The following is a 14,011-nucleotide window of genomic DNA, read 5'->3' as shown; positions in this document are numbered from 1 at the left end:
TTTCTATCCCACTTTCCCCTTGCCTGCTCTCCCTATGGCTGCCGATTCGAAGCTGGCTGCGCTGTTTGCCGAAAAACCTGATGCCGAGCTGCTGTACATGGCTCAGAATGCCCGGCGCTACCCGCCCGCCCTGGGCGAAGCCGCCGTGCGCGAGCTGCAACGGCGCGGCCTGGTCCCGCCGACGGAGCCGACCGAGCCGGTAGCCCCGCCCACTTCCCCACCGGCTGAAGAGCAGCCGTGGTACCCGTTGGCCGCCGACACGCTTCGGCGCCTGCTGTGGCCCAGCGCCGGCAACGTCATTACTCCGCTGCTGCTGCTGCTCAATGCCCTGGTGTTTGGCCTGATGGTGGCCGGCGGCGCCAACGTTTTCCAGCCCCAGGCCGCCATCCTGATTGCCTGGGGCTCCAACTTTTCGCCCCTTACCCTGCACGGCCAGCCCTGGCGGTTGCTCACCAGCTGCTTTCTGCACGGCGGCCTGGCGCACTTGCTGCTCAACTCCCTGGCCCTGCTGTTTCTGGGCCGCATCACCGAGTCGTTGGTGGGGCCGGGCCGCCTGCTGCTGTTTTATCTGCTCAGCGGCGTGGGCGGCAGCCTGACCAGCGTGTGGTGGCACACGCGGGGCATCAACTCGGTGGGGGCCTCGGGCGCTATTTTCGGCCTCTACGGGCTGCTGCTGGCCCTGGCCGTGACGGGGGCCGTGCCCCAGAGCCGGCAGCAGCGCTACGGCCTGCTCTGGCTGGTGCTGCTGCTGGTGCCCAGCCAGCTGGAAGCCGGCCTGCTGGGCAGCACCACCACCGACAATGCGGCTCACCTGGGCGGCCTGCTCACGGGCAGCCTGCTGGGCCTGGCCTACGCGCTTTTCAAGCCCCGGGCCCGTCCGGTAGAGTAGCATCGCCCAAAGATGTGATTGGACTTACCGCCTCCCAGGCCTTACCTTTGGGGCAGCTGGCAACCACAGAGCCGGTTTTCGCATCTCTTGTCTACATCAACCCCGCTTGCTATGAAAAACAAACTTGTACGCCTGTGCCTGGTAGTGCTCAGCGGCCTGACGGCTGCCTCGGCGGCTTCCGCCCAAACGCTGCCCAACGGCAACCTCGAAACCTGGGCCAACCGGGGTGCCGCCCTGGCCCCGACCGGCTGGTTTACCTTCGACGACATCCTCTCGTCGATAGGCTTTCCGTTGCCCACCGGCACTACCACCCGCACTACGGATAAGCACGGCGGAACCTACGCGGCCCAGCTCGAAGCCAAAACCAATGCCCTGCTGGGGGCCACCTTCCCGGGCGTATTGGGCATTGGGTCCAACCCCAATCTGGATGCGGACTTCCCCGGCGGCATTCCGTTTACGGCCCGGCCGGCCAACATGCAGTTTTACTATAAGCTCACCGGCACCGCCGCGGCCAACGAAACGGCCGGGGCCCAGGTGGTGCTCACCAAATGGAACGGCACAGAGGCGGAGCTCGTGGGGGGCGCGGCCATTGAGCTGGCCCCGGCCGCGGGCTATACCCTCGTGACGCTGCCCCTGGATTACATCAGCTCCGTAGCCCCCGATTCTATCCGTATCCTGTTTGTATCGAGCACGGCGGAAGAGCCGACGGTCGGCCGGTTGCTGTTTATCGACGATGTGGTGATGAGCGGCACGGCCACGCCCACGCGCGACGCGGAGCGCAACGCCGCCGTTTCGGTGTATCCTAACCCGAGCGCCGATGGCCTGTTTCTGCTGACCCACACCAAGCAAGCCAGCTGGAGCCGGGCGGCCTTCACCGTGACGGATGCCACGGGCCGCGTGGTGCTGCGGCAGCCGGAGGCTGCGGCCAACTCATTTGGTCCGCGGCGCGTAGATTTGCGGGGCCAGAAAGCGGGTATGTATACCTTGCTGCTCGATACGCCCGATGGCCCGGTTGTTCAAAAGCTCCTGATTCCGTGACCGAACCTACCTCACCTACCGGTGACTCTGCTGACCGCCCTTCGCGCTGGAGCCGCTTTTCGGCCGCCGCGCGAAGGGCGGCTTCGCTTCCGGTCCAGGGCCTCGACTACCTGTACCAGACCGGCCAGGCCTACCGCCACTTCACCCTGCCGATTCTCAACGGGGCCATCGGCGACCAGCTGGCCGCCCGCCACGACTACCGGGCCATTCAGATGAGCTTCCGGCAGCTCGGGGCCGACGTGGCCGTGGCCGACCTGCCCCTGGCCGGTCCGCCGCTGCCGACCGTCGTATTTCTGCACGGCCTGATGGGCGACGAAATGATCTGGCAAAGCGGTTCGCCCGATACCCCGCGCTATGGCCCCCTGCTACAGCGCGAAGCCGGGGTGCGCTGCCTGTATGTGCGCTACAACAGCGGCCTGCACATCTCCGAGAATGGCCAATTGCTTAGCCAGCTCCTCTCCGAGCTCTATACGCGCCACGCCGGGGCCGTCGGGCCGCTGGTGCTGGTGGGCCACTCGATGGGCGGCCTGGTCATTCGCTCGGCGGGCTACTACGGCACCCACGGCCCCGCGACGCCGGCCCCGTGGGTTGCCGAGCTGCGCTCAGTGTTTCTGCTGGGCGTGCCCAACGACGGGTCGTTTTTGGAGCAAAACAGCCACCTGACCTCCGTGATGCTACGCAAGATAAACGTGGCCCCGACGCGCTTTCTGAGCAAAGCCATGGATCAGCGCAGCAACGGCATCAAGGATCTGCGGCACGCCTTCCTGGTCGACCAGGACTGGCAGAACCCCCACGCCGATGACGTGCTGATGCCGCCCCGCACGCTGGTGCCGCCGCTGCCGGGCGTGCCCTACCACGTGCTGGTGGGCTCCCTGCTCAAAACGGCGGGCTCGGCGCTGCATCATTATTTCGGGGATGGCCTCGTGGGAGCCGGCAGTGCCGTCGGCCGCATCTTCGGCGACCCCGCCCCGCCCGCCGACTCCCAGATCCACACCCGGATATTCGCCCAGCAAAGCCACGCGGGCCTGCTTTCCAACCCGGAGGTATACCAGTATCTGCGGGACCACCTGTAGCACTACGGCCCGCTCTCCCGCCTGGATTACCAGCAAAAAAATAACCCGACCAAAAATTGGTCAGGCTATTTTTTATAAATAACAATAAGCAATAAAATAGGTAATCTTAAAATAACATAACCATCGAATAAAATAAGAATAGTACCTTCCCCTTCTTTATCTAAAATACCATATGGTGTTTATCATTAACATTATTCACAAAATATCCTTTACAATCTTAACGGCTTACTCATTTGCTGTGCCCTGACATGTGGTTGTGCGCTTCTGATGATATAAACATACCCACTTCATTTCCTCGATTGAAATAAATTACACCAACTCCCGCTTGCGAAGGACCAACCCCCGGCCAGCGGCTACATCCGGCCTTCTCCGGCACTCAGTCGCTGCCCAGCACGGACCACCTCTGTCTTGTACGTTGATCTTCAATTCATTACTAACCTTACTTGGTGTATACCGGGCCGCAAGGAATGCTTCTGGCTGGTCTATCGGGCCTCCAGAGAAGCAGTAGCCGCGTGGCTGGCGGGCCGAGGTAGCTTCTGGGGAATAGCTACTCTTTCCTGCGTTACTCTTCTGCGAGTTGGCTGCAACTTCGACTGTTGCGGGCCTTCGTTTTTCAAACCAGTAGAATAATCAATTACGGAAGTATCAGAAAAAGCTCCGGCTGTTTATTCTTCCCGGCCGCTTCACAAACGAAAGGCCAGCCCTCACAAGAGAGCTGGCCTTTTTATAAAATAACTAATTTAGATTAAATAACTATCAGAGCGTAATAATTGTCTGAGTAAAAATAAAATAGCGAGGTACTAGCGGCGCTTGTAGCAGAAATACACATAGTCACCACCGGCGCCTTTGTTCAGGTCAACACCCTGCCGCACCCAGCCCGTGGGCGGGGCTACGCTGCTGCTCGAACCGTACACTACCCCTACTTCGATGGGGTTACCGTCGCGGGTGTCTTTCGACTGGTAGCCGTAGATGTAGTCGCCACCGGCCCCGTCGTTCAGGTCAGGCTGCTTCCAGCCACCCAGGCCGTTGGGAGCCCAGGTTGGGAAGGTGAAGCCGGGCCAGGCGTGAAATGCGCCACCGGTGTTGTAGGCCTCCGACCAGATGGCCCGTACCGGACCAACTACTTCGCGGCCGCTGCAAGCGTTGAAAGTGCCGTTCATGCAGTAGTTATCCCACTCCGATCCTTTCTGTACTTTGTTGGGGTTACGGGTGAACGTCAGGTAGATATACTGCCCGCCAGCACCCCGGTTCAGGTCGACGGGGACCATGGTGTAGCCATCCAGCGGAGCGTCGCCACCCTTGGTAATCTTGAGGTCGTAGATGAAGCCGGAAGGGTTGTCGGAGCCGGTGTAGGCGGCGAGGTTTTCGCTGCTGGCAAAGCCCTGGTAGGAAGAAGTACCGCCGCCGCCGCCGTAACCGCCGCCACCGCCGTAGCCACCGCCATCAATGGGCTCCTCGATCAGCATGAGGTGCTGCTCGTTGCCAAAGCCGAACGTAGCGAAGGTCTTCATGTCGCGGCGCTGGGCATCGAACTTCGGACGGTGTGCCCGCTCGCTCTTGCCGTCGCTGGGCACGATGGTGCCATCTTTCACGTACTGCCCTTCGGGGTCAAGCAGCTTACCAGCCCGCACGTCGCTCACAAACTTGCCCCAGGCGGCCCGCACTTCAGCCAACGAGGAGTCGGCAGCGGCGTCTTTGGGCTTCACATCATGCAACTCATCCTTGCTGCAGCTCGACAGGGCCAAAACACTGGCTCCGAGAAACAGAGCGGACAGCTTCAAACGTACTGGAAATTTCATAAATACCTGACAGTAAAAGGTGTGTTAAAAAAGAGAGAAAAAGATGGTGGTGCTTATCGGCGGCAGCACTTGTCAAGCTGATACCACAGCTTGTCGTCTGGCGGCCGTTGAATGATACAAACGTACCTGTTGCCCCAGCCAGCCGATAATTTATTACACCAATCCCCCTTTTAGCAGGATCAACACGGCCTTTTAGCAGCCTCCGAAACCCCGGGCAGACCCGCGGCCCAACGGGCGCAAAAAAGCCCCGCTGCCAGAACTGAGGCAGCGGGGCTTTGCTTAAAATATACAAATACCTTACCCGGCCGTATCCGGGGCCGCGCTGAGGGTAATCGTGGCAAAGGAGCTGGCTACCACCAGCTCCGGCAAAGCCAGCCCGGCCTCCGACTCGCCGGCGGTGAAAGCCGCGGCGGCCTGGTCGACGGTGGCAGCGCCGGCCGGGAAGCCCAGGCCGTGGAACAGGATGCGGTAGGTCGTGAAGCTAGGCTGGTAGTCGCCCTCAATGGCTTGCGCCAGGGTGAGGCCGGTGGCAGTGCCCGTCACGGTGAAGCGGCGGGTGGTGCTCTGGCCCTGCTGGTAGCCGTAGCCCTCGCCCCCGTCGTCGTACACGACGCTGGTTTCCGAGCCCTGCTTGAAGTACACGTGCAGAGTCAGCTCGTCCACGGTTTTCTCGCCCACGTACTGCATCAAGGGGTACATCGGAATAACGGCGCCGGCCTTGACGAACAGCGGAATCCGGTCGAGCGGGGCGCTGGCCCACACTTCGGCACCGCCCTGCTTGGCTTCGTCGGTCCAATAGTAGAACCAGTCGCCGCGGGGCAGATACATCCAGCGGCCATCGGCCCCGGCCTGGGTGATGGGGCACACCAGCAGGTGGTCGCCGAGGCTGAACTCGGCCATGCGCAGGTAGGTTTCCGTGTCGTTCTGGTCGAGGAAGGTGAGGGGGCGCAGCACCGGCGTGCCTTCCTGCACGTACTGCCAGAAGGTGGTGTACATGTAGGGCAGCAGGCGGTAGCGCAGCTCAATAAAGCCGCGGGCCAGGTCGAGGTACTGCTCGCCGAAGCTCCAGGGCTCCTGGTCGCCGTGGTCGCCGGAGCTGTGGGTGCGGAAGAACGGGTGGAAGGCCGCCAGGGCCACCCAGCGCACGTACAGCTCCCCGTCGGGCGTGTCGATAAAGCCGCCCACGTCGGAGCCCACGAAGCTGAAACCCGAGATGCTCAGGCGCTGGCACTGGATGTTGGCCAGCCACAAATGCTCCCAGCTGGCGATGTTGTCGCCGGTCCAGGCCGAGGAGTAGCGCTGCCCGCCGGCGTAGGTGCTGCGGGTGATGGTGAAGGGCCGGTTGGGGTAGCTGAACTGCTTGACGCCGGCGGCCGTGGCCCGGGCCATCTGCATGCCGTAGATGTTGTGGGCCTTTTTGTGGGACGCCGAGTGCCCGTCGTAGCTGAAGCGCACGTCGTCGGGGAAGGTGCCCTTTTCGAACACAGCCGGCTCGTTCATGTCGTTCCACACGCCCCGCACCCCGTCTTCCTGAATCAGGCCCTTGAACAGCCCGGCCCACCACTCGCGCACGTCGGGGCGGGTGTAGTCGGGGAAATTGCACAGGCCGGGCCACACCGAGCCCTTCATCAGCGGGCCGTCGGCGCGGCGGCAGAAGTAGTCGTTTTCGAGGCCTTCCTTATGGACGCTGTAGTTGGGGTCAATCTTGATGCCGGGGTCGATGATGACGATGGTTTTGAAGCCATCCTCGGCCAGCTCCCGCACCATTTTCTTAGGCTCGGGGAAGTGGGCCGGGCTCCAGGTAAAGCACCGGTAGCCATCCATGTAGTCAATGTCCAGGTACAGGGCGTCGCAGGGAATTTTCCGGTCGCGGAAGCCCTTGGCGATGCCGCGGAAGTTGCTTTCGGGGAAGTAGCTCCACTTGCACTGGTGGTAGCCCAGGGCCCACAGGGGCGGCAGCTCGGGCGGGCAGGTCAGGCGGGTGTATTCCTGGGTGACTTCGGTGAGCGTGGGGCCGTAGATGAAGTAGTAGTTCATCTCGCCACCCATGGCCCAGAAGCTGGTCACATCGGCCCGCTCGGCGGCGAAGTCGAACGAGGCCTTGAAGGTGTTGTCGAAGAAAATACCGTGGGCAATTTTCTGCTGCAGCTCCAGATAGAACGGAATGTTCTTGTAGAGCGGGTCCGAGCCCTTGGTGTAGCCGTAGGTGTCGGTGCCCCAGTTGGTGAAGCGCTTGCCGCGCAGGTTCATGTTGTCGGGCTTGTCGCCCAGGCCGTAGTAGTGCACGCCGCTCTGCACCTGCTTGCTCATCTTGACGATGTCGTTGCCGGTTTCGTAGTCGTACTCCCAGTGGAAGCCCTTTTCGTCGGCCGACAAAAGCGTGCCCGAGCGGTCGAGCACCCGGGAGGCGGCGTTCTGCTTGCTGATGGTGCAGATCAGCCGCTCGGTGGTGATGCGGTAGTGGTCGGGCTTCTCGCGAAACTCCAGGAACTCCAGGGCCTGCCGGGGCTGATCGGCGGGCACGGCGTAGCTGAAGTCGGCGGCGAAGCCGGCTTCGGTGGCGTAGCGGAAGCGTAAAATTTTGTCGGTAATGACCTGCACGCTAAGTTGCACGCCATTGTCGCAGGTGAAGAGGAAATCGGGGCCCTGCTGGGTGCAGGAAAGGACTTGACCGGGGAAGAACTCCTGCTTCCCTTTGGCGGCCAAGTCATTGACCATGTAGTTGTTTTCCTGAATCGAATCGGCCATCGAAGGGTCGTCTGGAAGAAGTGGGCAAAAAAACTCCGGCCCGGCCGGAAGCGCAACAATTAAGCCTGCAAGGTAAAAATGATTCCCGCGAATTTTGCCTAACATTAGCGCCGCAACCGCTGAAACCGTATTACAGGGCTACCAAGCCCTTTTTCTTTCGCTTCTCTTTCGTCGTTACCGCCTGATTCTTATGGAAAGTCATCCTCTCAACGTGTTATTGCTGGGCTGGGATGAAGCGGCCCCGGCGGCCGACGCGGCTTCGGTAGCGGCCCTGCGCCTCTCGCGCCAGCTGGCCGAGCACGCCCCCGTATCGGTTATCGTGCCCCAGCTGCCCGAGGCGGCGGCGCTAACTTCAGCCGACCAGGTTATCCGGCTCAACCTGCTGAGTGCGGCCCAACTGGCGGCCCAGGCCACCGCCCGCCGCCCCGCTGCCCCCGGCTCCTGGCAGGCCCCGGCCGCCCCCTACGCCGGCGCCAGCACCTCGGCCCCGACCCCGGAAACTCCGGCCGCCGTGGCCGCGCTACAGGGTACGGCTACCACCGCCGCCCGGCCCGTGGTGCAGGGTACGGCGCTGCCGAGCCCCGCGTCTCCGGCGGCCAGCGCGGCCCCGGCTTCCCGCCCGGACCTGCTCAACGAGGATATCTTTGCCGAGGCTACCCACGAGCTGGGGGCCGAAGAAGCCGCCGCCCTCACCCAGGCCGCCGACGACCTGACGCTGACGCCGGAGGAGGCTGCGGCGCCCGTAACGGCGGCTAGCAGTCAGCCGGTGGCTGCCACGCCCGCCGCCGAGCAGACGGCCGCGCGGGCTTCGTTCGTGCAGGCCCTCAAGGCGCTGGACAACGCCGACAACGCCGCCGACCTCAATTTCCGGGTCATTCAGTACGCCCGGTTTGCCACGCCCCTGGCCGTGAGTCAGCCGTTTGGGGTGGTCTACGCCGCCGACTGGCACGCCTGGCTGGCGGCCCTGGAAATCCGGCAGCTCACGGGCCGCCCCCTGGTGCTGCACGTGCAGACCCTGGCCGCCGACCGGGACTCGCCGGCCGACCGGGGCTGGATTCTGGAGCTGGAACGCTTAGCTTTGCGCCGGGCCGACCTAGTGCTGGCCAATACCGACGAGCTGGCCCAGCGCCTGACGTCCTTTTACAACCTTCCCGCAACCCGGATTCGGGTGATTGATGCCAACGACACGGCGGCCATCAACGACGCACTGACCCATGTGACTCCCCGCGCCTGAGCCGGCGCGACCCACAGCATTCCCTTTTTCATGTCCGATTCTTTCGAACAACGCTTTGCAGCCACCCTGGAACTGGATGACACCGACGGCGGCGTCCAGGTTCTGATTCCGTTTGCCCCCGGCGAGGCATTCCAGCAAAAGCCCCCGTTTCACGTGCGCGGCACCATCGACGGGTTTCCGTTTCGCCTGACGCTGGTGCAGAACAAGGACGGCGAGTACATGCTGCCCGTGGGCAAGCAAATCCGCCGGGCCATCGACAAAACCTGGGGCCTGCCGGTCGACGTGGTGCTGCAGCTCGACACCGAGGAAGCCTCGTTCGAGCTGCCCGAAGACCTGGAGCGGGCCCTGGCGCAGTCGGGCTGGCGCACCAAGTTCGACCAGCTGCCCTACCCCTACCGCCGCGAGTACGTGCAGTGGATCGAGCGCGCCAAAAAGCCCGAAACCCGCATGCGCCGCATCAAGGAGTCGGTGGAATTGATTAGCGCCGGCAAAAAGCTGAGCTAATCAGCTATGCCCCAAATACCCGAGGCGCTGCGCACGGCGCTTACCAAGCAAAACTGGGAAGGCGTAAAAATTCTACTGCTGGGCAGTATCGTTTTCACTGCTATAGCTGCCTATGAGCTGCTCCGGCTACGGGACGGGGTCGGGGGTATTCTGCGGTTGCCTATCTATCTGATTGTTATGCCCGGCATTGCGTATTTCCTCATCATCTGGCCGATTCGCAATTTCTTGGTGTACAGAAAACTACTCGACTACTTCGAACCTACCAACACCGAGCACGTCCTTTACAGCAAGTTGAACAAGAACAAGAAGCTAGGCCCTAAGCCGTACGCTGAGGCTGACGCATTGTTTACCTATTACGGGATGCAGTACCAGGCTCGGGCGTACACCCTGCGCGGCAATACCTTTTACCTGCCGTTGGCAATGATAGCACCCAGCAAGTCCTCTGAGAATAGCAGTGCCCGGAAGTAGTACTTGCCAACAAAGCCGCCCCGGCAACAGTCCTAACGCGGGCTGCGGCCGGGGCGGCTTTGTTGGTATTGTCGCACCTTATTCTACACCCGGGCTAATACCAAAGCCGTGCGGTTGGTGACGTACAAACTCAGCTTGTTGACCTCGTCTTCCTCGAAGGTCTCATAAATCAAGGAGTCGTCCACGCGCTGGAAGCCACCGAACTCGGCCGCGTCCGAAGTCAGGATGATGCGGTAGCGGCCGGGCTCGGGCACGAAGAAGCGGTAATCAGGAATGCTGGCCGTGACGTGGAAGTTGAAGATAAAGATCAGGCCGGCCCGCTCGAAAATGAGCACCTGGTTGGTATTGTCCTGGTTGAGCTCCTTGGCCGGCGGGGCCGACAAGAGCCGGCGCTGCCGGGCCGTCGTCACCATCGCCTGGTCGAAGGCCTGGAAGAACTGGTACTTCAGGTCGGGGTTGTCGGCCAGGGACCATTGGCGGCGGGCGTGCTGGTAGCTCCAGTGGTTGCCCTCGCGCGGGAAGTCGACCCACTCGGGGTGGCCGAACTCGTTGCCGATAAAGTTCAGATACGCTTCGCCACCCAGGGCCAAAGTCAGCAGCCGAATCATCTTGTGCAGGGCCAGGCCCCGGGCCACCACGTCACTGGGGTCGTCGCGGTGCATGTTGTGGTACACGGCCGCATCCATCAGCCAGTGGGCCAGGGTTTTGTCGCCCACCAGGGCCTGGTCGTGGCTTTCGGCGTAGGCCACGGTTTTTTCGCCCAGGCGGCGGTTGGTGAGCGTGTACCACAGCTCGCCCAGGCTCCAGTCTTCGTCGCGCTTGTGCTTGAGCAGCTTGATCCAGTAGTCGGGAATACCCATGCCCAGGCGGTAGTCGAAGCCGATGCCGCCTTCCTGAATCGGGCGGCAGAGGCCGGGCATGCCGCTCATGTCTTCGGCAATGAGCAGGGCGCCCTTCTTAAGCTCGTGGACCAGCGTGGTAGCCAGCTGCAGGTAGAGCACCGCGTCCTCGTCGACCTCGGGGCCGAAGTACTGGTCGTAGCTGCCGAAGGCCACCCCCTCGCCGTGGTGATGGTAAAGCATGCTGGTCACGCCGTCGAAGCGGAAACCGTCGAAGTGAAACTCCTCGAGCCAGTAGCGCAGATTGCTCAGCAAAAACTGCTGCACTTCGGGCTTGGCGTAGTTGAAGAGCTTGGAGTCCCAGCCGGGGTGGTTGCCTCGCTCGCCCTCGTGGAAATACTGCCCGCCCGAGCCGTCGAAGTTGCTGAGGCCCTCGGCTTCGTTTTTCACGGCGTGGGAGTGCACCACATCGAGCAATACCGCAATGCCGCGGCTGTGGGCCTCATTAATCAGGAATTTGAGGTCTTCAGGGGTGCCGAAGCGGGAAGAGGCGGCAAAGAAATTGGCCACGTGGTAGCCAAACGAGCCGTAGTACGGGTGCTCCATCACGGCCATCAGCTGAATGCAGTTGTAGCCCAGGCTCTGCACTCGGGGCAGGACTTTTTCGGCAAACTCGCGGTAGGTACCCAGGCGGTATTCCTCGGTGGCCATGCCCACGTGGGCCTCGTAGATGAACGGCTCCCGGACGTAGTTCTGAATGCGGAACTTCTGGTCGGTCCAGGTAAACGGGGCCTCCGGGCGCCACACCTGAGCGGCGAAGTCCTTGGTGTCTTCGTCCTGCACGGCCCGGCGCAGAGTGGCCGGCAGGCGGTCCTTGCCGCCGTTGGCCGCGCCCACGTGCACCTTGTAGCGGCTGCCGTGGGTAAGGCGGCCGGCGTAGTCTTTATCAGCCAGAAACACTTCCCAGACGCCATCCGGGCCTTTTTGCAAGGGCGTGGCGCCCCGGTCCCAGCCGTTGAAGTCGCCGGTGAGCGACAGGTAGGTGGCGGCCGGGGCCCACTCCCGGAACCAGTAGCCCCGGCGGCGCCCGTCGTAGGTGAGGCCCAGGCGCTGGTGGGCGGTGGCAAATTTGGCCAGGGAGCCGTATTGGGCCACAATTTCGGCCAGACGCTGCTCCAGGCGCTGCTGGCGGGCTTGCAGAACGGGTTCGTAGGGTGCCAGCCAGGGGTCGTTTTGCACCAGGGGCAACGAGGGCTCAGCGGCGGCAGTCAGGGAAGAAGTTTCCATAGCAACGGGAGAGGTTGAAGCTCAATCTACGATTCCCGGCGCACAGCGGCCGGACCGGCGCAAGGTAGCACGCCGCGCGGCCGACCTCAACGCCTGGGTTTGCCAAGACTTCGCCCTGATTGACGCTTTTTGTCCCAGCGGGCGGACTGCCGGGTGGTAGTAAAAAAAAATATTTTTAATTCTTTACTACCACCCGACACCCACTGTTCTGGTAGTAAAAGAAATTATTTTTATTTGTTTACTACCCAGCCGGCTGCCCCGGCTGCCCGAAGGCGTTTTTACTTACGCGGGTGCGCGGCCCTGGCTACTTCGCCTATCTTCACCGCATGAACCCTCGCCTTTCCTTGCTGGCCCTGGCGGCCTTGCTGGCCTGCACCCGCACCACCCCACTCACTACCGCTTCTACGCCGGCCGCGCCGGCCGCAGCCCCTGCTACCAGCGTTGCGCCGGCGCTGGGCGCTACGGCGGCCAAGGCGATGGTCGTGTCGGCCCACCCGGCGGCTTCGCGCATCGGGTTGGAGATTCTGCAAAAGGGTGGCAACGCCTACGACGCGGCCGTGGCGGTGCAGTTTGCCCTGGCCGTGGCGTTGCCCGTGGCGGGAAATATCGGGGGCGGGGGTTTTCTGCTCTACCGGGGCCATGACGGGCAGGAAGGCGCCCTGGATTTCCGGGAAACCGCCCCGGCGGCTGCCTCGCGCGACATGTACCTGGATAAGCAGGGCAACGTGATAAACGATTTGAGCACGGCGGGCCACCTGGCCGTGGGCGTGCCCGGCACCGTGGCCGGCATGGTGGCCCTGCACCAGAAGCTGGGCCAGCTCAGCTGGGTTGAAGTGGTGCAGCCCGCCGTCGATTTGGCGGCCCACGGTCTGCCGCTCACGGCCAAGGAAGCCAGCGGACTGAACTCCTACCGGGACATTTTCCGGAAGTATAACCCCGGGAAAACCCTGGCTTACCTGGCCGCCGACAACGGCACCTGGCACGCCGGCGACACCATCCGCTACCCCGAGCTGGCCCAGACGCTGGCCCGCATCCGGGACCAGGGCCGGGCCGGCTTTTACGAGGGCCGCACCGCCGAGCTGCTCACCAGCGAAATGCAGCGCGGCCGGGGCCTGATTACGCAGCAGGATCTGAAAAGCTACCAGCCTAAGTGGCGTATTCCGCTCCACGGCCAGTATCGGGGCCACGACGTGCTGACGTTTCCGCCGCCCAGCTCGGGCGGCGTGGCGCTGCTCCAGATGCTGCAAATGCTGGAGCCCTTCGACCTGCGCAAAACCGGCTGGCACTCGCCCACCGGCGTCCACCTGATAACGGAGGCCGAGCGGCGCGTGTACGCCGACCGCGCCACCTACCTCGGCGACCCGGACTTCGGCCGCGTGCCCGTGACGCAGCTGCTCGACCACAACTACAACCAGCAGCGCATGGCTTCCACCCAGCCCCACCGCGCCACGCCGAGCAAAAGCGTCACGGCGGGCCCGGGCCTGCCCGCGTACGAGAGTGACCAGACCACCCACTACAGCATCGTGGATGCCCAGGGCAACGCCGTGAGCTGCACCACCACGCTCAACGGGGCCTACGGCAGCAAGGTGGTGGTGGCCGGGGCGGGCTTTCTGCTCAATAATGAAATGGACGACTTCAGCGCCAAGGCCGGCGTGCCCAACTCCTACGGGCTGGTAGGCGGCACGGCCAATGCCATTGCGCCCGGCAAGCGGATGCTGTCCTCGATGACGCCCGCCATTCTGACCCGCAACGGCAAGCTGCAACTCGTGGTGGGCACGCCCGGCGGCAGCACTATTATTACTAGCGTACTCCAGACCATCCTGCACGTCGTCGACTACGACATGAGCATGCAGCAGGCTGTGGCCGCGCCGCGCCTGCACCACCAGTGGCTCCCCGACCAGATTGACGCCGAGCCGACAGCCCTGACCGAGGCCACGGCCGACTCGCTACGGCAGCGCGGCTACACCATTAACCCGCGGGGGCGCTGGGGCCGCGTCGACGCCATCCGGGTGCTGCCCAACGGCCGCCTCGAAGGCGGCGCCGACCCCCGCGGCGACGATACGGCGCTGGGGTATTAGGTGAATGGGCGAATGAGTGAATGAGTGAAGTGGGGTTGTTACGAGGCACGAAGC

At 63.0% G+C, this 14,011-nt stretch carries 10 protein-coding genes; 7 read left to right on the top strand and 3 right to left on the bottom strand.

Annotated elements, in window-relative coordinates; translation table 11 throughout:
• Positions 1-34 precede the first annotated feature (34 nt).
• The 3 genes from E5K00_RS19525 to E5K00_RS19515 all read left to right on the top strand — a co-directional run bounded on the left by E5K00_RS19525 (position 35) and on the right by E5K00_RS19515 (position 3,000).
• Positions 35-889 (top strand): rhomboid family intramembrane serine protease, encoded by an 855-nt coding sequence (locus E5K00_RS19525; RefSeq protein ID WP_135464946.1) that lies wholly within the window; start codon positions 35-37, stop codon positions 887-889.
• Between the two features lie 111 nt (positions 890-1,000).
• On the top strand, positions 1,001-1,927 hold the full coding sequence (locus tag E5K00_RS19520) for a T9SS type A sorting domain-containing protein (RefSeq protein ID WP_135464945.1): 927 nt from the start codon (positions 1,001-1,003) through the stop codon (positions 1,925-1,927).
• Positions 1,924-3,000, top strand: a complete 1,077-nt coding sequence (locus E5K00_RS19515) for a lipase family alpha/beta hydrolase (protein ID WP_135464944.1) — start codon at positions 1,924-1,926, stop codon at positions 2,998-3,000. The genes E5K00_RS19520 and E5K00_RS19515 overlap by 4 nt, the downstream gene beginning before the upstream one ends.
• Before the next feature lie 800 nt (positions 3,001-3,800).
• Here the strand turns inward: E5K00_RS19515 and E5K00_RS19510 are convergent.
• Both E5K00_RS19510 and E5K00_RS19505 read right to left on the bottom strand, forming a co-directional pair.
• Positions 3,801-4,781: a hypothetical protein gene (locus E5K00_RS19510; RefSeq protein WP_135464943.1), complete on the bottom strand. Its 981-nt coding sequence runs from the start codon at positions 4,779-4,781 to the stop codon at positions 3,801-3,803.
• Positions 4,782-5,096: 315 nt separating this feature from the next.
• Positions 5,097-7,547, bottom strand: a complete 2,451-nt coding sequence (locus E5K00_RS19505) for a glycoside hydrolase family 31 protein (protein ID WP_245328353.1) — start codon at positions 7,545-7,547, stop codon at positions 5,097-5,099.
• Positions 7,548-7,737: 190 nt separating this feature from the next.
• On the opposite strand from E5K00_RS19505, the gene E5K00_RS19500 reads away from it, so the two are divergent.
• From E5K00_RS19500 to E5K00_RS19490, 3 genes are read left to right on the top strand one after another with little or no spacing between them, the layout of a single operon-like run.
• The gene (locus tag E5K00_RS19500) at positions 7,738-8,781 is read left to right on the top strand and encodes a glycosyltransferase (protein ID WP_135464942.1); all 1,044 of its coding nucleotides are present in this window, start codon (positions 7,738-7,740) and stop codon (positions 8,779-8,781) included.
• A 30-nt stretch (positions 8,782-8,811) separates the two neighbouring features.
• Entirely contained in the window at positions 8,812-9,285 is a 474-nt protein-coding gene (locus tag E5K00_RS19495) for a YdeI/OmpD-associated family protein (protein WP_135464941.1), read from the top strand.
• 6 nt (positions 9,286-9,291) lie between these two features.
• On the top strand, positions 9,292-9,753 hold the full coding sequence (locus E5K00_RS19490) for a hypothetical protein (RefSeq protein WP_135464940.1): 462 nt from the start codon (positions 9,292-9,294) through the stop codon (positions 9,751-9,753).
• Between the two features lie 83 nt (positions 9,754-9,836).
• Here the strand turns inward: E5K00_RS19490 and E5K00_RS19485 are convergent, their stop codons facing one another.
• Positions 9,837-11,879 carry an alpha-amylase family glycosyl hydrolase gene (locus E5K00_RS19485; protein ID WP_135464939.1) on the bottom strand — a complete coding sequence of 681 codons (2,043 nt, stop codon included), beginning with the start codon at positions 11,877-11,879 and terminating at the stop codon, positions 9,837-9,839.
• A 326-nt stretch (positions 11,880-12,205) separates the two neighbouring features.
• Between E5K00_RS19485 and ggt the strand changes: the two genes are divergently transcribed.
• Positions 12,206-13,957, top strand: a complete 1,752-nt coding sequence (ggt, locus tag E5K00_RS19480; RefSeq protein ID WP_245328352.1) for a gamma-glutamyltransferase — start codon at positions 12,206-12,208, stop codon at positions 13,955-13,957.
• Positions 13,958-14,011: the final 54 nt, after the last annotated feature.

The sequence above is a fragment of the Hymenobacter aquaticus genome (assembly GCF_004765605.1).
Lineage (GTDB): Bacteria > Bacteroidota > Bacteroidia > Cytophagales > Hymenobacteraceae > Hymenobacter > Hymenobacter aquaticus.
This window is presented reverse-complemented; position numbering and strand designations above follow the sequence as displayed.